Source organism: Bradyrhizobium sp. GW821-FHT13H06 (genome assembly GCF_058803975.1).
This window is the reverse complement of the sequence record NZ_JBXAPN010000004.1, coordinates 640,649-660,317: the sequence shown is the minus strand read 5'-3', so window position 1 is coordinate 660,317 and position 19,669 is coordinate 640,649. Positions and strand designations below refer to the sequence as shown.

The following is a 19,669-nucleotide window of genomic DNA, read 5'->3' as shown; positions in this document are numbered from 1 at the left end:
GCCTTGGCGAACTCCATCTGCGCCCGTTTGCCCTCGGGGTCGGTGAAACGGAAGGCCCACACCCGATCACCGCTTCCGCGCACGACCAGGTGGAGCCCGCCAGTGCCGCATGAACGCCAGCTTGCAGGGATTTAACTTGGTTCGAATTGAGCGCCGCTTTAACGTTCCCCTTTCGCTTACCACTTACCGGCGCGGATGCTTTGCCCGTCATGGTCAGTCGTTCCACAAGCACCAGTCGGATGTGTGACCGTCACGGATACTTTCAAAGAGGCGGATGTGCCGCCTTACCACTTTTTGCAAAGACCGGCCGGCGTTCGGCGATTTTAGGCGAAGACAGACGATAGCCTATGAACCCAAGGTACTGTAAATAAAGCAGAATACGAAGGGTGACGATGCTCGGTGATAGCAGACGCGACACTGAAATTGGATACATGATCCGTGACGGCATTCGGTAAACTCGTCCGCACCACGGCGTTCCGGCTGACGCTGGTCTATCTGCTGCTGTTCGCGATGTTCGCGGCCTCGCTGCTGGCCTATTTCGCCTGGAACACGCGGCGGCTGATCACCGAGGAGATCACGCAGACGGTCAATGCCGAAACCTCGGAGATCAACGAGATCTACGGGCGCCGCGGCCTGTTTGGCCTCGTGCGGACGATCGAATATCGGGCGCTGCGCCCGGGCGCGAACCTCTACCTCGTGACCACCCCGACCGGGCAGGCGGTCGCCGGCAATGTCGGCTCGCTGGCCCCGGGCGTGATGGCGACGCGCGGCTGGTCCGAAACCGCCTACCGGCGGATCGAGGACGCCGATGACCGCGATCATCGCGCGCTGGTGCGCGTCACCGAATTGGAGAACGGCTTCCGCCTGCTGATAGGTCGCGACCTCGCCGAGCGGCGGCGTCTGTTCGGCATCGTCGCCAAGGCGGCGCAATGGTCGGTCCTCATCGTGGTCGTGCTTGGCCTCGCCGGCGGTATTTTCGTCGCGCGGAGGGTGCTGAGGCGCATCGACGCCATGACCGGCACGGCGCAGCGGATCATGACCGGAGATCTCAGCGAGCGCCTGCCCGTGGGGCGCAGCGGCGACGAGATCGATCGTCTCGCCGAGAACCTCAACGCCATGCTCGAGCGGATCGAGGCGCTGATGGCGGGGCTGAAGGAGGTTTCGGACAACATCGCCCACGACCTCAAGACGCCGTTGACGCGGCTGCGCAATCGCGCCGAGGAGGCGCTGGCGAGATCAGGCTGCGAGGCCGATTACCGCGCCGCGCTGGAGCGGACCATCGAGGAATCCGACGGGCTGATTCGTACTTTCAACGCGCTTCTGATGATCGCGCGCGCCGAGTCCGGACAGGCGCGCGGCAACATGGATGATTTCGACGCCGCCGAGGTCGCCAATGGCATCCACGAGCTCTACGAGCCCCTGGCGGAGGACGACGGCATGACCTTGAAGGTGAAGGCCGATCCGACACCGGTTCATGCCAACCGCGAGTTGATCAGCCAGGCGCTCGCCAATCTGGTCGAGAATGCGATCAAATACGGCAAGCCCGCTTCGCAGCCCGCGGGAACCGTGGTCAGCATGGATAGCCGGCAGATTACGATCGAGGCCCGGCGCGAGGGCGATCAGGTGCTGCTCAGCGTCACCGATCGCGGCCCCGGTATCCCCGAAAGCGACCGCAAGCATGTCGTCGAGCGATTCGTCCGCCTGGAGGCGAGCCGCACGCTGCCGGGCTCCGGTCTCGGCCTCAGCCTCGCCTCGGCTGTTGCCACGCTGCATGGCGGAGAATTGCGGCTGGGCGATGCCCATCCCGGTCTTGTCGCCACGCTGGCGCTGCCGGCGCGCGCGGGCGACAGGGTTGCTCCGCCAATGCCGGATGTGCCACAGAAGGTGGCATGAACCACTCCGCGCCGGGAAACGCGGACAAGCATGGTGAGAGGCTGGCCGCACGCTTCGCGGAAGCTCCCCATATTGCCGCTTCCACAACCGACGAACGACGTTTGGAAAGCTGGCTGGCCGAGCTTGAGCCGGCCCACTCGGCGCGTCTGGAAGCGCTCCTGGGCCACCCCTTCGCCCGCGACATCCTGGCCGGGATCGCGGAATTCTCGCCCTATCTGTTCGATCTGGTGCGCGCCGATGCCCTGCGCCTGATCCGGCTACTCGAATGCGATCCGGATACGCATCTCGCCGCACTGATCGCTGAGGCGAGGGGCGCGGTGCTCGCGGCACCTGACGAGGCCGAGGTGATGCGGCTGCTTCGCCGGATGAAGGCGGAGGCCGCGCTGCTGATCGCGCTGTGCGACATTGGCGGTGTCTGGCCCGTGATGCGGGTGACGGCGGCGCTCACCGATGTTGCCGTGTCCTCCGTGCAGGCGGCGCTGCAATATTTGCTGCGGCAGGAAGCCGCACGCGGCAAGCTCTCGCCGCCCAATCCGGAGGCACCCGAAGAGGGCTGCGGGCTGATCGTGCTCGCGATGGGCAAGATGGGCGCGGGCGAGCTGAACTATTCCAGCGACATCGATCTGATCGTGTTCTTCGATCCCGATGCGACAACGCTGGCGGCGGACATCGAGCCGCAGCCGTTCTTCGTCCGTGTCACCCAGGGGATGGCGCGCATCCTCCAGCAGCGCACCTATGACGGTTACGTCTTCCGCGTCGATCTGCGCCTGCGGCCCGATCCGTCCTCGACACAGGTGGCGATCTCGCGGGACGCCGCGCTGCATTACTACGAGCGGGAAGGCCGCACCTGGGAGCGCGCTGCGATGATCAAGGCGCGGGCCTGCGCCGGCGATCCCAGGGCGGGCGAAGCGCTTCTGGCAGAGATCGCGCCCTTCGTCTGGCGCAAGCATCTCGACTTCGCCGCGCTCGCCGACGTTCACGACATGAAGCGGCAGATGCAAACCTATCGTGGCCAGAGCGAGGTCGCGGTCGAGGGACATAACGTCAAGGTCGGGCGCGGCGGCATCCGCGAGATCGAGTTCTTCGCGCAGACTCAGCAGCTGATTGCGGGCGGCCGCCATCCGGAATTGCGGGTGCGGCCGACGCTCGAGGCGCTCGATGTACTCGCCTCCAGCAAGTGGATCACCTCTGCGGCGCGCGACGAGTTGACGACGGCCTACGAATTCCTGCGCCGGGTCGAGCATCGCCTCCAGATGATCGCGGACGAGCAGACCCATACGCTGCCTGAGGACAGGCAAGCGGTCGATCGCTTCGCCTGGTTCTTCGGCTATCAGGATCGCGAAGCCTTTGCGCGCGACCTGTTGCACCAGCTCCAGATCGTCCAGGGTCACTACGAAAAACTGTTCGAGGGCGACGATCCGACCGGGACGGCCAAGCTGCCGGCGCTCGACTACGGTGCAGGTCCCGACGATCCGCGTCTGCTCCAGCACCTGGTGACGCTGGGCTTCAAGAAGCCGGCCGCGGTCGCGCAGACCGTGCGCGACTGGATCACCGGTGACTACCGCGTATTCCGCAATGAGGCGACGCGAAGCGCCTTCGTCGAATTCGTGCCGGCCTTGATCGACGGTCTTGCCCACGCCGAGGAGCCGGATCGCGCCGTCGTGGCGTTCGATCATTTCCTCGGGGCACTGCAGCGCGGCGGCCGGCTGATCACGCTGCTCGGCCAGAACCGCGATCTCGTCGCGCTGGTGGCGCTGGTGCTGGGGGCGGCGCCGCGGCTCGGCGAGATGCTGGCGCGGCAGCCGCAGCTCATGGATGGTCTGATCGACCCGCGCTTCTTCGGCGCCATGCCCGACAGGCAGGAATTGTCGGGCCGGCTCGCGGCCACCGTGCGAGACGCGGACTCCTACGAGGAATTTCTCGATCGCCTGCGCCTGTTCGGCCAGGAGAGCCTGTTCCTGATCGGCACGCGCATCCTGTCCGGCACGGTTTCGGCGCAGCAGGCGAGCACCGCCTTTGCCGATGTCGCCGAAGGAATCGTGCACACCGTGCATGGCCTCGTCGCCGATCGCTTTGCCGCCCAGCACGGCCGGATCAAGGGGCAGGAGACCGCGATCATCGCGATGGGCCGGCTCGGCAGCCGCGAGATGACGGCCTCGTCCGATCTCGACCTGATCCTGCTCTACGATTTCGACAGCGGCGATCCGGACTCCGATGGACCGAAATCGCTTCACGGCGCGCATTATTTCGCGCGGTTCACCCAGCGCCTGATCAGCGCTTTCACGACGCGCACCAATTACGGCGTGCTCTATGAGATCGACATGCGCCTGCGGCCGTCGGGACGCGCCGGCCCGGTGGCCTCGAGTCTCGTTTCATTCGCGGACTACCAGGCCACCGAGGCCTGGACCTGGGAGCACATGGCGTTGACGCGCGCGCGCGTGGTGTCGGCATCGCCCGAATTCCGGGAACGGATCGAGCGTGTCATCCGCGATGTCCTGACCCGCCGACGCGATCCCGCAATCACGGCCAACGACGTCGCCGACATGCGGCGCGCGATCGCGCAGGAGAAGGGCGAGGCCGATTGCTGGGATATCAAGCATGCGGCCGGCGGCATGGTCGACATCGACTTCATTGCGCAATATCTCCAGCTCGTGCATGCCCACGAGAAGCCGGACATTCTCGATGTCGGCACCATGCAGGTGCTGGAAAATGCATGCCGGCTCGGCGTGCTCGCACAGTCCGAGACCGAGATCTTGCGTGCCGCGGCGCGGCTCTATCACGACCTGACGCAGATCCTGCGGCTTTGCGTCAGCGAGCGCTTCAAGCCTGAGACCGCCGGCACCGACCTCCTGCGCGTGATGGCGCGCGCGGGCGACGCGCCGGACTTCTCGTCGCTGGAGGCGCGGGTGAAGGAGACCCAGACCGAGGTGCGGCGCGTGTTCAGGGCGCTGCTGGAAGGGACGTCGCCTGCTTCAACGAGGTGATGGCCTCGCGCACATCAGGTTCGAGGCCCGCACCGCCGGCATCGAGATGAGCGAAGATCGCGCGCTTCATGCGGGGATCCCAGAATTTCTTGATGTGCTCGGCAATCCCCGGCACGGACTTGTCATGGCCCTGGCTCCGGAAGAATCTGCCGATCTGGTTGGCCATGTAGATCAGGCGGTCAGGCGACATCGGCAACCTCCGTGGCATGGCGCGCGACGATCCGGTTGCCATGCGAGAATATCTCGAACCCGTCCTGCCGCGCGATCGCGATCAGCGTGATACCGGCGGCTTCCGCCGTGCGTACCGCGAGCGCGGTCGGTGCGGACACGGCGATCATCACGGGGGCGCCGATTGCGGCCGTCTTCTGCACCATCTCCACCGAGACCCGGCTCGTCAGCAGCACCATGCCGCCGCGCGCATCCGCGCGGCTGCGCGCCAGGGCCCCGGCGAGCTTGTCGAGCGCGTTGTGACGGCCGACATCCTCGCGCAGCGCGACGATGCCGTGTGCAGGGGACCAGAACGCGGCGGCGTGAACGGCGCGGGTTTGCATGTTGATCGATTGCAGGGGCGCGATCGCCTGCATCGCCGCCATGATTTGCTCCGGCGTGACGGTCTGCCCCTGCGGCACCACGGCCGCCGGCCGCACCGCCTCGGCAATGGACTCGATGCCGCAGATGCCGCAGCCCGTGGGTCCTGCGACGTGGCGGCGGCGCTCGTTGATGCGGGCTGCATCCTCCGATGCCAGCCACATCCGCAGCTCGATGCCGTCGTCGAGACGGACCACGTCGAGAGAGCGAATGTCGTCGACCGACCCGACGATGCCTTCGTTCACGCTGAAGCCGACCGCAAAATCCTCGAGGTTCTGCGGTGTCCCCATCATGACGGCGTAGGTGCCGCCATTATAGGTCAGCGCCAGCGGAGTTTCCTCCGGGATCAGCCGTGTGCCCTCTGATGCGATGCCATCACGCCAGATCTCGCGGTCGGTGGCCTGGACCGGAACGTGCATGCGGTTACTCCGCGGCCTCGGCCGGTGCGATGCGGCGGGAGTGCCGCGCCTGCGCGTCATAGGCCTTCTGCCAGTCGGACGGGCCGTTCGAGGGCGAGATCTGCACCGCCGTGACCTTGTATTCGGGACAATTGGTGGCCCAGTCCGAATAGTCGGTCGTGATGACGTTGGCCTGCGTGTCCGGATGGTGGAAGGTGGTGTAGACGACGCCCGGCGCGACGCGGTCGGTGATCTCCGCGCGCAACGTGGTCTCGCCGGCGCGGCTCTTCAGTCGCACCCAGTCGCCGTCGCGCACGCCGCGCTGCTCGGCGTCGTGCGGATGGATCTCGAGGCGGTCCTCGGAATGCCAGACGACGTTCTCGGTGCGCCGGGTCTGCGCGCCGACATTGTACTGGCTGAGGATGCGCCCCGTCGTGAGCAGCAGGGGATAGCGCGGGCCGGTGCGCTCGTCGGTCGCGACATATTCGGTCACGACGAACTTGCCCTTGCCGCGGACGAAGCCGTCGATGTGCATCACCGGTGTGCCCTCGGGCGCCTTCTCGTTGCAGGGCCACTGCACCGAGCCGAGCTCGTCGAGCCTGGCATAGGAGACGCCGGCGAAGGTCGGCGTCAGCGCCGCGATCTCGTCCATGATCTCGGACGGATGGCTGTATTTCATCTCGAAGCCCATGGCCTTGGCGAGGCCGATGGTGACCTCCCAGTCCGCCATGCCGTTCTTCGGCGTCATCACCTTGCGCACGCGCTGGATGCGGCGCTCGGCGTTGGTGAAGGTGCCGTCCTTCTCGAGGAAGCTCGAGCCGGGCAGGAAGACGTGGGCGTAGTTCGCGGTCTCGTTCAGGAAGAGATCGTGGACGATGACGCATTCCATCGCCGACAGCGCCGCCACCACGTGCGAGGTGTTGGGATCGGATTGCAGGATGTCCTCGCCCTGCACGTAGATGCCCATGAAGGTGCCTTCGACCGCGGCATCGAACATGTTGGGAATGCGCAGACCGGGCTCCGGGTTGAGCCTGACGTTCCACAGCGCCTCGAACTGCTCGCGTACCGCATCGCCCGAGATGTGGCGATAGCCGGGCAGCTCGTGCGGGAACGAGCCCATGTCGCAGGAGCCTTGAACGTTGTTCTGGCCGCGCAGCGGGTTCACGCCGACGCCGGGACGGCCGATATTGCCCGTTGCCATCGCGAGATTGGCGATCGCGATCACGGTGGTCGAGCCCTGGCTGTGCTCGGTGACGCCGAGGCCGTAATAGATCGCGCCGTTGCCGCCGGTGGCGTAGGTGCGGGCTGCCTCGCGCAGGTCCTTCGGATCGACGCCGGTGAGGATGGCGGTGGCTTCCGGGCTGTTCTGCGGTTGGGCGACGTAGGCGGCCCATTCCTCGAACTCGCTCCAGTCGCAGCGCTCGCGCACGAAGGCTTCGTTGACGAGTCCTTCGGTGACGATGACGTGCGCCAGCGCCGTCATGACCGCGACGTTGGTGCCGGGCATCAGGGGCAAATGCAGCGCCTTCACATGCGGCGATTCCACCATCTCGGTGCGGCGCGGATCGATCACGATCAGCTTGGCGCCCTGGCGCAGCCGCTTCTTCAGGCGCGAGGCGAAGACGGGGTGAGCGGAGGCCGGGTTGGCGCCGATGACGACCACGACATCGGTCTCCTCGACCGAGTCGAAATCCTGCGTGCCGGCGGAGGTGCCGAAGGTGGTGGCGAGGCCGTAGCCGGTGGGGGAGTGGCAGACGCGGGCGCAGGTGTCGACGTTGTTGTTGCCGAAGCCGGCGCGGATCAGCTTCTGCACCAGATAGGTCTCTTCATTGGTGCAGCGGGACGAGGTGATGCCGCCGATGGCGTCGCGGCCGTATTTCTTCTGGATGCCGCGCATCCTGGCGGCGGCGAACGAGAACGCCTCGTCCCAGGACACTTCGCGCCAGGGATCCTCGATGCGCTCGCGGATCATCGGCTTGAGAATGCGTTCCTTGTGGTTGGTGTAGCCCCAGGCGAAGCGGCCCTTGACGCAGGAATGGCCGCGATTGGCCTTGCCGTCCTTGTAGGGCACCATGCGCACCACTTCCTCGCCGCGCATCTCGGCCTTGAAGGCGCAGCCGACGCCGCAATAGGCGCAGGTGGTGACGACGGAGTGCTCGGGCTGGCCGATCTCGATCACGGACTTTTCCGTCAGCGTCGCGGTCGGACAGGCCTGGACGCAGGCGCCGCAGGAGACGCATTCCGAGCCGAGGAAGCTTTCGCTCATGCCGGGCGAGACGCGGCTGTCGAAGCCGCGGCCGGAGATGGTCAGCGCGAAAGTGCCTTGCACCTCCTCGCAGGCGCGGACGCAGCGCGAGCAGACGATGCACTTGGAGGGATCGTAGGTGAAGTACGGGTTGGACTCGTCCTTCGGCATCCAATTGTCGTTGGTGCAGCCGTCCGTTTTGGCGAAAACGTGGTTTTCGCCCTCATAGCCATAGCGCACGTCGCGCAGGCCCACTGCGCCGGCCATGTCCTGCAACTCGCAATCGCCGTTGGCGCCGCAGGTGAGGCAGTCGAGCGGATGGTCGGAGATATAGAGTTCCATCACCCCCTTGCGCAGCCGCTTCAGCCGCTCGGTCTGGGTGTGCACGACGAGGCCGGGCATCACAGGCGTGGTGCAGGACGCCGGCGTGCCGGCGCGGCCCTCGATCTCGACGAGGCAGAGACGGCAGGAACCGAACGCGTCGACCATATCGGTCGCGCAGAGCTTTGGAATCTGGTGGCCTGCATCCATCGCGGCACGCATGATGGAAGTGCCCTCGGGCACCGTCACCTCCTTGCCGTCGATGGTCAGCGTCACCATCGTTTCCGATTTGGAAGCCGGCGTGCCGAAGTCGATTTCTTCGATCAGAGACATTGTCGTTCTCCTATTCCGCGGCCTGAAGCGTGGTCGGTACCGGCGCGAAATCCTCCCGGAAGTGCTTCAACGCACTGAGCACAGGGTAGGGCGTGAAGCCGCCGAGCGCGCAGAGCGAGCCGAATTTCATGGTGTTGCAGAGGTCCTCGACGAGCGCGAGGTTTTCGCTCACCCGCTCGCCCCTGATGATCTTCTCGATGGTCTCGACGCCGCGGGTCGAGCCGATCCGGCACGGCGTGCACTTGCCGCAGGATTCGATGGCGCAGAACTCCATGGCAAAGCGCGCCTGCCTGCGCATGTCGACGCTGTCGTCGAACACGACGATGCCGCCATGGCCGATCAGGCCGTCGCGCGCGGCAAAGGCTTCGTAGTCGAACGGCGTGTCGAACAGGGCGCGGGGGAAGTAGGCGCCGAGCGGGCCGCCGACCTGTACCGCGCGGACCGGGCGGCCCGTGAACGTGCCGCCGCCGATGTCGTCGACGAGTTCGCCGAGCGTCACGCCGAAGGCGGTCTCGAACAGTCCGCCGTAACGGATGTTGCCGGCGAGCTGGATCGGCATCGTGCCGCGCGAGCGGCCCATGCCGAAATCGGCATAGGCCTTGGCCCCCTCGGCGAGGATGAAGGGAATGGCGGCGAACGACAGCACGTTGTTGATCACGGTCGGCTTGCCGAAGAGGCCGTGATGCGCCGGCAGCGGAGGCTTGGCGCGCACGATGCCGCGGCGGCCTTCGAGGCTTTCCAGCAGCGAGGTCTCCTCGCCGCAGACGTAAGCGCCGGCGCCGACGCGCACTTCGAGATCGAAGGCTTGGTTCGAGCCGCCGATATTCGCGCCGAGGTAGCCGCCGCGCCTGGCCGCCACGATGGCCGCGTTCATCGCCTCCACCGCGTGCGGATATTCGCTGCGGATGTAGATGTAACCCTTGGACGCGCCGACGGTGATGCCGGCGATAGTCATGCCCTCGATCACCAGGAACGGATCGCCTTCCATGATCATGCGGTCGGCAAAAGTGCCGCTGTCGCCTTCGTCGGCGTTGCAGACGATGAATTTGCGGTCGGCCTTGGCCTGGGCAACCGTCTTCCACTTGATGCCGGTGGGGAAGCCTGCGCCGCCGCGGCCGCGCAGGCCGGACGCGGTGACTTCGTCGAGGATTGCGTCCGATCCAAGCGAGAGCGCGCGCGCGAGGCCCTTGTAGCCGCCATGGGCGCGGTAGTCGTCAAGCGAGCGCGGGTCGATCACGCCGCAACGGGCGAAGGTGAGGCGGGTCTGGCGCTTGAGCCAGGGGATCTCGTCGGTCGCTCCCAGCCGCAAGAGATGCGGCGTGTTGCCGGCGAGCGCGTCGAACAGCGAGGGCACGTCGGTCTCGGTGACAGGCCCGAAGGCGATCCGGCCCTGGGGCGTCGCCACCTCGACCAGCGGCTCCAGCCAGTAGAGGCCGCGCGAGCCGGTCCTGACGATCTCCACTGCAACGCCGCGCTTGGCGGCGGCCTGCTCCAGCGCAAGGGCAACCTCGTCGGCGCCGACGGAAACCGCACCGGCATCGCGCGAGACGTACAGGCGGATGCTCATCGCTGCGCCTCCGCAACCAGCGCATCGAGGCGCTTCTGATCGAGCCGCCCGACGAGGCGGCCATCGAGCATCGCAGACGGCGCAGTCGCGCACAGGCCAAGGCAGTAGATCGGTTCCAGCGTGACGCGATCGTCGGCCGTGGTGTTGCCGAGCGAGACGCCGAGCCTTGCCTCGGCGCGCGCAGCCAGCGCATCGCCGCCCGCGGCCTGACAGGCTTCCGCACGGCACAGCTTCAGCACATGGCGGCCGGCCGGCTTGTGGCGGAAATCATGGTAGAACGTGAACACGCCGTGGACCTCGGCCCGCGACAGATTGAGTGCCTTCGCCACCATGGGAATTGCCGCCTCCGGCACATGGCCGAACGCCTCTTGAAGCGCATGCAGGATGACGAGCGTCGCGCCTTCCTGCCCGGCATGTTCGGCGATGATCTCGGCGCCGCGCGTCTCGTCCCAATCATAAACCGCTGTCATTCGTCATTCTCAACCAGAGCGTTTCCTGCTCCCAAACTATTTGGAATCATTCGAAGATCAATAAAGCTGTCCCGTGCTGCGATTGCGAATTCAGATCGATTGGCGGGCGCGATCACTCGATTTCAAATTGCAATCGAAGCCGTTCCCGCAGGCGGTTTTTGCGTGTTGCGGAGGAGTGGGCGTGCTAGCTTGCATGCCACCACAGAATCCGAAGGGATAACCGGTTGATCGACAAGCTTGAACTGCTGCTGGCGCTGGCGAAGGAGCGGCATTTCGGACGCGCGGCGGAAGCCTGCGGCGTGACGCAACCGACGATGTCGACCGGGCTCAAGCAGCTCGAGGAGATCCTCGGCGTGATGCTGGTCCAGCGCGGGTCTCGCTTCCAGGGATTTACCCCGGAAGGCGAGCGGGCGCTCGACTGGGCGCGGCGGATCGTGGGTGATGCCCGCGCGATGCGCGACGAGATCAACGGGCTGAAGCATCAGCTCTCCGGCGAGATCCGCATCGCCGCGATCCCGACCGTGCTCGGCATGGTCGCCTCGCTGACGACGCCGTATCGCGCCAAGCATCCCGAGGTGCGCTTCCGCATCCAGTCCACCACCTCATCCGAGGTGCTGGGGCTGCTCGAAAATCTCGAGGTCGATGCGGGGCTCACCTACATCGAGAACGAGCCGATCGGCAAGGTGCGCACCATTCCGCTCTACAACGAGAGCTACCGCCTGCTGACCGCGCCGGATGCGATGTTCGGCGACCGCGAGACGGTGACCTGGAAGGAGGTCGGCCAGGTGCCGCTATGCCTGCTGACGCCCGACATGCAGAACCGCCGCATCATCGACCGCGCATTGCGCTCGGTCGGCGCGGAGGCGACGCCGACGCTGACCTCGAACTCGCTGCTGGTGCTGTTCACGCATGTGAAGACGGGGCGTTGGGCGAGCGTGATGCCGGCCAAGCTCGCCGAGACGCTCGGCCTCTCCGATACGGTGCGTTCGATCCCGATCGTCGACCCCGAGGTCAATTACAGCATCGGCATGGTGATCCCCCAGCGCGATCCGATGACGCCGCTGATCGCTGCGCTGGTCAATGTGGCGCGGGAAGTGGCGCCGACGCTGCAATTGTAGATTCGAGCAAGCGCCTCGTCCTTCGAGACGCCCGCTTCGCGGGCTCCTCAGGATGAGGCTCCGTTGTATCGGTGTTCGCTGAAGCTGCTGCCGCGCACGCAGACCTCATCCTGAGGGCCCGCCGCAGGCGGGCGTCTCGAAGGATGGCCTCAGGCGAACGTCCCGCCGTGCGCTAAGCCGCGGCCGATATTCCGGACGCCGCCTTGATCGCGTCGCGCGGCAGGGTCACGCGCACGACGGTGCCGACCTCGAGCTTGGAGCGCAGCCGCATCGAGCCGCCGTGGAGCTGCGCCAGCGAGCGGGCGATCGCGAGGCCAAGGCCCGAGCCGTGATAGGTCTTGGTGAGCTGGCTCTCGACCTGCTCGAACGGGCGGCCGAGCCGCGCCAGCGAATGTGGCGCGATCCCGATGCCGGTATCGGCGATCATCAGCACGATCCTGTCCTCGAGCTGCCGGCTGCGCACCACGACGCGCCCGCCCTCGGGCGTGAACTTCACGGCGTTGGAGAGCAGGTTGACGATGATCTGCTTGGTCGCGCGGCGGTCGGCGACGACGGAGATGGGTTTTGCGATGTCGGCGTCGAGCGTCAGGCGCTTGTCCTGCGCACGGCCGGTGACGACCCGCAGGGACTCCACCAGCGTCTTCGAGAGGTCGAGCTCTTCCATGTCGAGCTTCATGCGGCCGGCTTCGATCTTGGACATGTCGAGGATGTCGTTGATGACCTCGAGCAGATAGTGGCCGCTGGTCAGGATGTCCTGGCAGTATTCCTGGTATCTCTCGCTTCCGAGCTCGCCGAACATGCCCGAGCCCATGATCTCGGAGAAGCCGATGATGGCATTGAGCGGCGTGCGCAGCTCGTGGCTCATATTGGCCAGGAATTTCGACTTGGTCTGGTTGGCTTCCTCGGCGCGGGTCTTCTCGCGCTGGTACTTCTCGGCGAGATCGGCGAGCTCGATCGCCTGGCGCTCCAGCGCGGCCTGTGAGCGCTTCAGGTCGATGACGGTGGCACGCAGGCGCAGGTCGTTGTCGACCAGCTTCTGCTCGTGTTCCTTGATGCGGGTGATGTCGGTGCCGACGGAGACGTAGCCGCCGTCCTTGGTGCGGCGTTCGCTGATGTGCAGCCAGCTGCCGTCGTCGAGCTGCGCCTCGAAGGTGCGCGCCCCCGGGCCTTGGGCAGCGGTCTCGTTGTGGCGGGTGCGCACCTCCGGCATGCGGCCGACCTCGAGCACGGTCTCGTAGGAGGTGCCGGGAATGACGGCCGTATCGGGCAGCCTGTGCAGGCGCTGGAAGTGCGAGTTGCAGAGCACGAGCCGATCGCTCGCATCCCACAGCACGAAGGCTTCCGGAATCGTCTCGATCGCATCGCGCAGGCGGAGGTCGGCTTCCACGGTCTTCTCCGCGAGGCTCTTCTGCTCGGTGATGTCGACGGCGATCCCGATCAGGTGCACGCTGTCATCGGTCGCGCCGCGCGTCTTCTCGCAGCGCACGCGGAGCCAGATCCAGTGGCCGTCGACATGCTGCATGCGGAAGGTCTGGTCGATGTGGTCGATCTCGTCGGAGATGAGCTGGTCGGCGATCGCGAACAGGTCGATGTCGTCGGACTTCACCAGCGCGTTGACCTCGCCGAAGGTGAGGAGCTCGTGGCGGCCGTCGAGGCCGAGCATCGAGAACATCGACTGCGACCAGAAGATCCGGCCGCGCGACAGATCCCAGTCCCACAGCCCGCAGCGGCCGCGGTTGAGCGCGGTGTCGATGCGGCCGCGCACGGCGTCGTTGATGATGTCGCCCTCGCGGGCGCGGGTCGACTGCCAGTGGAAGGCGAAGCCGAGGATCAGGACGACGAAGCCGGTGGTCGCCGACAGCGTGACCGAGAGCGCGGCGTCCGAGCCCCAGATCGGCTCGTTGCGCTCCTGGATCACGGTGACGAAGCCCGGCAGCGACTTGATCTGGCGCGAGGTCGCCATCGCTGCGTTGCCGCTCGGCAGCGTCAAGTCGGAGACGTTGCCGTCGCGTGGCGGCGCCGCCATCAATTGCGCGGCCGTGATCGCGTCGAGCAGGCGGTCGTTGCCGACGGAGTCGTTGTCGGCCGGGATGCGGGCGAGGATACGGCGGTCGACGCCGGCCGAGGTGACGATGACATGGCGGCCCGAGGCCGTGCCCCAGGACGGGATCAGATCCGGCAACAGCGCCGGCAGGCTCTCGATGTTCTTCAGCCGTTCCTGCCGCACCGTGGTGAGGCGGTCGATGCGCTCGGCGAGCAGGTCGGCGAGTGCCGAAATGTCGTGGCTGATCACCAGCCGCTTCTGCCGCGTCTGGTCGACCACCTGCACGAACGCGCCGAGGCAGATCGTGATCAGGAATGCGATGATGAGTGTCGGCACGGCGCGGCGCAGCGCCGGCTCCGCGATCAGGAGCCGATGATAGGCAGGTTTCGCGATCGATTGCGCCAATCCCTTGATCGAATCGGATTGGACGCATGCGTTCGCGGCGTCTGCACGCGACATGCCTTCGGCCCCCTGAAAACCTGCTTGCAACTGAAGTTCGGAAGCAGCCCCACGTCGCTTCCGAATCACACTGATTTGAATCCAGTTTTCGCGGGCTGTCGAGAGTCAACGAATCGTTAACGCGAAATTATTCTTATCCAACGCGCAGTTTGTGCATGGTGTGGCCGCAAACTCGCGCGCGCGAGGAGTCCGAAACGAGAACGTGCGACTCCCCGTGCGTTCTGCGTCACGCACGCGGCGGTTCGGCGTGACTGATCACGCGCTTCACGCTCGGAAACGCACGCCGCAACGCGCGCTCGATCGCATCGACATGCTCGTGCACCTTGATCACGCTCATCGACGGTGCCGCGCGGCAGTGGAAATTGACGATCTCGCCAGCGTCGGTGTTGCGGACACGCACATTATGGATGTCGTGGATCTCGCCTTCGCCGGCGAATTCGGCCAGCGCGGCGGCGATGGTCTGCACCCGTTCCGGTGCGGCATCGACGCCGAACGGCAATTCCGGTTCCAACGGCTCGATGTGAACGTCGACCTCGACGTCCTCGCCGAACTCCTCTTGGATGTTGCGCTCCAGCGTGTTGGCGACGTCATGGGCGGCCTCGAGCTGCATGTCGGCGTCAACCTCGAGGTCGATGCTGACGGTCAGCTTGGCGCCGAGATCGTGCACCGTGACATGGTGAACGGCGAGGCCCGAATTGTGCGCGATCACCATGATGCGGTCGCGCACGGTCTCGTTGTTGCGTGCGACGGGGACGGCGGTGAAGGTGAGGTCGGCGTCGCCGAACGCCTTGTCCACGGCGATTTGCGCGCTGCGCTTGATCTCCTCGACGCGGTCGATCGGATAGGTTCGCGGCACCTTTGCGATGGTGTCGATGAACGTGGTCGCTCCGACCATGCGCACGCGCAGCCGGTCGACGTCGATCACGCCCGGCACGCTCCGGATCGCGGCGGTGGCCTTCTCCTGCGCGCCTTCCGGGGCGCGGTCGACCAGCGTCTGCACGGTGGAGCCGGCCATGCGCAGCCCGAGCAGGGCGATCATCACGGCAACCGCCGCGGCCGCCGCCGCGTCGCCCCACCAGAAGCCGAGGCCGGCGAGGATCAGGCCCACGATCACGGCGAACGAGCCCATCACGTCGGAGGCGAAATGCAGCGCATCCGCCGCCAGCGCCTGGCTCCGGGTCTCCAGCGCGGCGCGATGCAGGGCGCGGGCGCGCCAGAGATTGACGGCGATGTCGAGCACCAGCACCACGAACGGCACGGCCGAAATGGTCGGCGGCGGGGTTCCCTCGCTCAGCCGGCTATAGGCCTCGACCAGGATGCCGCCGGCAAGCACGTAGAGCAGGGCGGTGACGCCAAGTGCGGAGACGCTTTCCAGCTTGCCGTGGCCGTAATGGTGCTCGTCGTCTGCGGGCTTGTCGGACACCCGCACCACCGCCCAGGTGATGATGGTCGCGACCAGGTCGATCGAGGAATGCAGGGCCTCGGAGATCAGCGCCAGCGAGCCGATCGCGATCCCGACCGCGAACTTCGCCGCCGCCATGCCGCCACTGGCGAAGATCGAGATCGCGGCGACCGAGGTTTTGTTGTGCTGAGAGGCCATGGCGGGGATTTAGCAGGGCGTGGGTGAACATCAAGCGACGATCCACAGCCGTAGTCGCGAGTGACTTGCAGGAGCGGGGGTGCCGTCATTCCGGGGCGCCCAGAGGGCGAACCCGGAATCTCGAAATTCCGGGTTCGATGCTGCGCATCGTCCCGGAATGACGGTCGCAAAGTTCTAAGCGTCGCTCACAGCGTCACCACGATCTTCCCCAGATGCCTGTTCGCCTCCATGTGCTCGAACGCCTGATCGATATCGTCGAACGCGAACACCTTGTCGATCGGCAGCTGCAGCTTGCGCGATTCCACCGCGCCCCAGACGTCCTTGCGGACCTCCTCGAAGATCTCGCGGACCTCCTCGATGGTGCGGGTGCGGAAGGTGACGCCGACATAGTCGATGCGGCGGGCCGCATGCAGGTCGAAATTGAAGTCGGCGTGGGTGCCGCCGAGCCGGCCGACATTGACGATGCGGCCCTTGATCTTCGTCGCGGCGAGGTTCTGGCTCGCGACCTTGCCCGAGACCTGGTCGACGATCAGATCGACGCCTTCCCCGTTCGTCGCCTTCAGCACCTCGTCGACCCATTGGGGATCGGAGCTATCGACGGCGAGATCGGCGCCATGGTCCATCAGCCGGCTGCGACGAGCGGCATCGGTCGACGAGCCGATCACGAGCTTTGCGCCCTTGAGCCTGGCGATCTGCATCGCCATCAGGCCGACCCCGGAGCTCGCGCCCTGAATCAGCACGCTCTGGCCCACCTGCACCCCACCAACGGTGACGACGGCGTTGTGCATGGTCGTGAGCGCGACGGGCAGGGTGGCCGCCTCCTCGAAATTCATGTTTGAGGGGGCGTGGAATAGCCGTCCGTGATCGGCCAGCGTATATTCGGCAAAGGCCGCGCCGCCCGAGCCCATGATGCGGTCGCCGACCTTGACGCCTTTGGCATTCGGTCCAAGCTCGGCGACTTCACCGGCCCATTCCATGCCGAGCACGGTGCCGACGCCGCCGGCCGCCCCATGGGCGTGCCCCTTGCGCATGGCGGTGTCGGCGCGGTTCAGGGCGCTGGCGCGGACGCGGACCAGCACCTGCGTGCCCTCTGGCTTTGGTTGAGCGACATCGGAAATCGTAGCGCCACCAGGGCCGTAGACGTAAGCCTTCATGAATTGCTCTCGCTTCCTGCGGTGACTATTCCGCGGCTTCACGTTGCGGATGAACGATCATGCCTTCGAGCCGGCCGCGGATGATCGCTTCCGCCTCGCGCACGATGCGGGAGACCAGTTCGGCGCAGCTCGGGATGTCCTGGATCAGGCCCTGCACCTGGCCGGCCGACCAGATGCCTTCGTCGGAATCGCCGGTGGCATAGACCATCTTGCCGCGGGCGCCGGCGACGAGCTCGCGGATGTCCTCGAATTTCGCGCCCTCCTTCTCCATGGCGACGACCTTGCTCGAGATCGCGTTTTTCGCCACACGCGAGGTGTTGCGCATGGTGCGGAAGATCAGCTCGGTCTCGCGCTCGTCATTGGCGACGATCTTCTCCTTAATGAGCTGGTGGATCGGGCTTTCCTTGGTGGCCATGAAGCGCGTGCCCATGTTGATGCCGTCCGCGCCCAGGGCCAGCGCCGCGACGAGGCCGCGGGCATCGGCAAAGCCGCCCGAGGCGATCATCGGGATCCTGATCTTGTTGGCGGCGGCCGGGATCAGGATCAGGCCGGGGGTGTCGTCCTCGCCGGGGTGGCCGGCGCATTCGAATCCATCGATCGAGATGGCATCGACGCCCATCCTTTCGGCCGAAAGCGCGTGGCGCACGCTGGTGCATTTGTGCACGACCTTGACGCCGTGCCTCCTGAACTCGTCGACATGCTCCTGCGGCTTGTTGCCGGCGGTCTCGACCACCTTGACGCCGCTCTCGATGATGGCGGCGCGGTATTCGGCATAGGGCGGCGGCTTGATCGCGGGCAGGATGGTGAGATTGACGCCGAACGGCTTGTCGGTGAGGTCGCGACAGCGCGCGATCTCCCTGGTCAGGTCCTCCGGCGTCGGCTGGGTCAGCGCGGTGATGAACCCGAGCGCGCCGGCATTGGCGACGGCAGCGACGAGCTCGGCTCGGCCGACCCACTGCATGCCGCCCTGGACGATCGGGTGCTCGACGCCGACGAGTTTGGTGAACCGTGTCTGCAACATGATGTGTTTCCCCCGCCTGCGTGGCGCTCTGTTATCGGTTGATGGCGGGAGGATGCCGCTGGGGGTGGCAAAAGTCTATTGTTAGGGTGTGCGGTATGGGCGGGGTGGTATGCGAAGGACGGGGCAGATTCCGCAGCGCGGATAATTCGAGGTGCGGGGCCTTCGTCGGGACAACGATGAGGCTGTCGAGATGCGCTGCCTCAACCGCGTCATTGCGAGCGCAGCGAAGCAATCCAGATTGTCTCCGCAGAGGGATTTTGGATTGCTTCGCTGCGCTCGCAATGACGGTAGAGCTACTCCGCCGACAGCCGCACCATCTGACGGCCGCCGTTCATTTCCTTGAGGCGGTTGACGAAGTTTTCCGGGCGTTGCCAGCGGTTGGGGACCTGCAATCCCATGAATTCGGCGATATCGCCGATGAAGCCGGTGCAGTTGGCGGTCTCCGCGTTCCACACCGGTGAGTTCGCCTGCAATTTCTTGATGTAGGCGAATACTCGCTTTGCGTCCGCTTCGTTCAGGTAGACGCGATAGCTCGCGGTCAGATATTCCGGATCGAGATCGCCGTAGCTCGCGCCGGTCTCGGACGGCACAAAGGTGAGGTGACCGAGCACGTAAGCGAGCGTGTCGCCGGCCGGTGTGAGCCCTGCGACCTCCACGGCGCGCTCGCTGGTCTTGCCGTACCAGACGAAGGCATGGCCCCAGCTCGCGGCGGTACGCGCGCGGAAGTCGACGTAGTAGGGGCCTGTCTCCGCGCGCGCGACGGAGCGCCGCGTCGATTGCGGCTGAGGTCGCGAGGCGGTGTCGGTCGTGGCAAGCGCGTTCGCATCGGCAGCGCGCTTGTTTGCCTGGTGGGCCGAGGCCGAGGGCGTCGTGCACGAGAGCATAGCCGCAAGAGCGAAGCCCGCGAGGATGCAGGATCCCGATCGATCAGCTTTGTTCGTCACGCGACACCCCTTGACTGTCGGCTGCTACGCAGATCTGCGCGTATTCCGCTGCGCGTCAGTAGCGCGCTGCGACCGGGCCGGGCGCCTTGCCGATCGGGGCTTTTCCAACGGGGCTCTTGCCAATCGGCATCTTGCCAATCGGCGCCTGTTCGGCCGGATAGGCCGGCACGGGCTGCCGGCGCGGCAGATCCGCAGCGTTCGCAGCCGTCGCCAGAGCAAGCGTAGCACCGAGAGCAAATACAATCTTCTTCACAGTCATATACCCCTGAAGGTTTGGTCCAAACACGGCAGCGCCGTGCCCCCAGACACGCCACACAAAAGGGCGACCGAATGCGTCCAAGTTGCGGCAAGCGCGCGACATGTTGGCGGCATATGTCAAGCGCGCGCAGATGTGATGTGTCCGAATGCTTCGGAAATGTAGACGCGCCTCGGACTATCGTTTCCGAGAGATGTTCGAGCGCATCTTGTCGGCGAACCAAACGACGAAGATCGCAACGAACGAGAGAGCGAAGTAAAGGGCCGTCCACAAA

General features: G+C 65.9%; 14 protein-coding genes. 3 read left to right on the top strand and 11 right to left on the bottom strand.

Going from position 1 to position 19,669, the window contains the following annotated elements:
- The first annotated feature begins 438 nt into the window (after window positions 1-438).
- The gene (locus tag AC1RQP_RS20415; RefSeq protein WP_239622487.1) at window positions 439-1,893 is read left to right on the top strand and encodes a sensor histidine kinase; all 1,455 of its coding nucleotides are present in this window, start codon (window positions 439-441) and stop codon (window positions 1,891-1,893) included.
- A complete protein-coding gene (locus tag AC1RQP_RS20410) occupies window positions 1,890-4,877 on the top strand; it encodes a bifunctional [glutamine synthetase] adenylyltransferase/[glutamine synthetase]-adenylyl-L-tyrosine phosphorylase (protein ID WP_492938294.1) in 2,988 nt (995 codons plus the stop codon). Before AC1RQP_RS20415 ends, AC1RQP_RS20410 begins: the two co-directional genes overlap by 4 nt.
- Here AC1RQP_RS20410 and AC1RQP_RS20405 read toward each other — a convergent pair.
- From AC1RQP_RS20405 to AC1RQP_RS20385, 5 genes are read right to left on the bottom strand one after another with little or no spacing between them, the layout of a single operon-like run.
- Window positions 4,834-5,067 (bottom strand): formate dehydrogenase subunit delta, encoded by a 234-nt coding sequence (locus AC1RQP_RS20405; RefSeq protein ID WP_239622489.1) that lies wholly within the window; start codon window positions 5,065-5,067, stop codon window positions 4,834-4,836. The two genes, AC1RQP_RS20410 and AC1RQP_RS20405, sit on opposite strands and share 44 nt — an antisense overlap.
- A complete protein-coding gene (gene fdhD / locus AC1RQP_RS20400; RefSeq protein WP_492938293.1) occupies window positions 5,057-5,884 on the bottom strand; it encodes a formate dehydrogenase accessory sulfurtransferase FdhD in 828 nt (275 codons plus the stop codon). Before fdhD ends, AC1RQP_RS20405 begins: the two co-directional genes overlap by 11 nt.
- 4 nt (window positions 5,885-5,888) lie before the next feature.
- Complete coding sequence (gene fdhF / locus AC1RQP_RS20395; protein ID WP_492938292.1) at window positions 5,889-8,762, bottom strand: formate dehydrogenase subunit alpha; 2,874 nt, start codon at window positions 8,760-8,762, stop codon at window positions 5,889-5,891.
- A gap of 10 nt (window positions 8,763-8,772) precedes the next feature.
- Window positions 8,773-10,329, bottom strand: coding sequence for a formate dehydrogenase beta subunit (locus tag AC1RQP_RS20390; RefSeq protein ID WP_492938291.1), 1,557 nt, complete (start codon window positions 10,327-10,329; stop codon window positions 8,773-8,775).
- Complete coding sequence (locus AC1RQP_RS20385) at window positions 10,326-10,799, bottom strand: formate dehydrogenase subunit gamma (protein WP_239622493.1); 474 nt, start codon at window positions 10,797-10,799, stop codon at window positions 10,326-10,328. Before AC1RQP_RS20385 ends, AC1RQP_RS20390 begins: the two co-directional genes overlap by 4 nt.
- 224 nt (window positions 10,800-11,023) lie before the next feature.
- On the opposite strand from AC1RQP_RS20385, the gene AC1RQP_RS20380 reads away from it, so the two are divergent.
- Entirely contained in the window at window positions 11,024-11,917 is an 894-nt protein-coding gene (locus AC1RQP_RS20380) for a LysR family transcriptional regulator (protein ID WP_061883324.1), read from the top strand.
- Window positions 11,918-12,089: 172 nt separating this feature from the next.
- Here AC1RQP_RS20380 and AC1RQP_RS20375 read toward each other — a convergent pair whose 3' ends face one another.
- From AC1RQP_RS20375 to AC1RQP_RS20350, 6 genes are all read right to left on the bottom strand, one after another.
- Window positions 12,090-14,420, bottom strand: a complete 2,331-nt coding sequence (locus AC1RQP_RS20375) for a PAS domain-containing sensor histidine kinase (protein WP_492938290.1) — start codon at window positions 14,418-14,420, stop codon at window positions 12,090-12,092.
- Window positions 14,421-14,646: 226 nt separating this feature from the next.
- Entirely contained in the window at window positions 14,647-16,020 is a 1,374-nt protein-coding gene (locus tag AC1RQP_RS20370; protein WP_492938289.1) for a cation-efflux pump, read from the bottom strand.
- Window positions 16,021-16,205: 185 nt separating this feature from the next.
- Entirely contained in the window at window positions 16,206-17,174 is a 969-nt protein-coding gene (locus AC1RQP_RS20365; protein ID WP_492938288.1) for a zinc-binding dehydrogenase, read from the bottom strand.
- A gap of 25 nt (window positions 17,175-17,199) precedes the next feature.
- On the bottom strand, window positions 17,200-18,195 hold the full coding sequence (locus tag AC1RQP_RS20360) for an NAD(P)H-dependent flavin oxidoreductase (protein WP_239622497.1): 996 nt from the start codon (window positions 18,193-18,195) through the stop codon (window positions 17,200-17,202).
- Window positions 18,196-18,488: 293 nt separating this feature from the next.
- Window positions 18,489-19,139 carry a hypothetical protein gene (locus AC1RQP_RS20355; protein WP_492938287.1) on the bottom strand — a complete coding sequence of 217 codons (651 nt, stop codon included), beginning with the start codon at window positions 19,137-19,139 and terminating at the stop codon, window positions 18,489-18,491.
- Window positions 19,140-19,194: 55 nt separating this feature from the next.
- Window positions 19,195-19,398 (bottom strand): hypothetical protein, encoded by a 204-nt coding sequence (locus AC1RQP_RS20350; RefSeq protein WP_035718272.1) that lies wholly within the window; start codon window positions 19,396-19,398, stop codon window positions 19,195-19,197.
- Window positions 19,399-19,669 lie beyond the last annotated feature (271 nt).

Coding starts and splice junctions, on each gene's coding strand:
- AC1RQP_RS20410 (WP_492938294.1), top strand. CDS start 1,890: ATGAACCACTCCGCGCCGGGAAACGCGGACAAGCATGGTGAGAGGCTG.
- AC1RQP_RS20405 (WP_239622489.1), bottom strand. CDS start 5,067: ATGTCGCCTGACCGCCTGATCTACATGGCCAACCAGATCGGCAGATTC.
- fdhD (WP_492938293.1), bottom strand. CDS start 5,884: ATGCACGTTCCGGTCCAGGCCACCGACCGCGAGATCTGGCGTGATGGC.
- fdhF (WP_492938292.1), bottom strand. CDS start 8,762: ATGTCTCTGATCGAAGAAATCGACTTCGGCACGCCGGCTTCCAAATCG.
- AC1RQP_RS20390 (WP_492938291.1), bottom strand. CDS start 10,329: ATGAGCATCCGCCTGTACGTCTCGCGCGATGCCGGTGCGGTTTCCGTC.
- AC1RQP_RS20385 (WP_239622493.1), bottom strand. CDS start 10,799: ATGACAGCGGTTTATGATTGGGACGAGACGCGCGGCGCCGAGATCATC.
- AC1RQP_RS20375 (WP_492938290.1), bottom strand. CDS start 14,420: ATGTCGCGTGCAGACGCCGCGAACGCATGCGTCCAATCCGATTCGATC.
- AC1RQP_RS20370 (WP_492938289.1), bottom strand. CDS start 16,020: ATGGCCTCTCAGCACAACAAAACCTCGGTCGCCGCGATCTCGATCTTC.
- AC1RQP_RS20365 (WP_492938288.1), bottom strand. CDS start 17,174: ATGAAGGCTTACGTCTACGGCCCTGGTGGCGCTACGATTTCCGATGTC.
- AC1RQP_RS20360 (WP_239622497.1), bottom strand. CDS start 18,195: ATGTTGCAGACACGGTTCACCAAACTCGTCGGCGTCGAGCACCCGATC.
- AC1RQP_RS20350 (WP_035718272.1), bottom strand. CDS start 19,398: ATGACTGTGAAGAAGATTGTATTTGCTCTCGGTGCTACGCTTGCTCTG.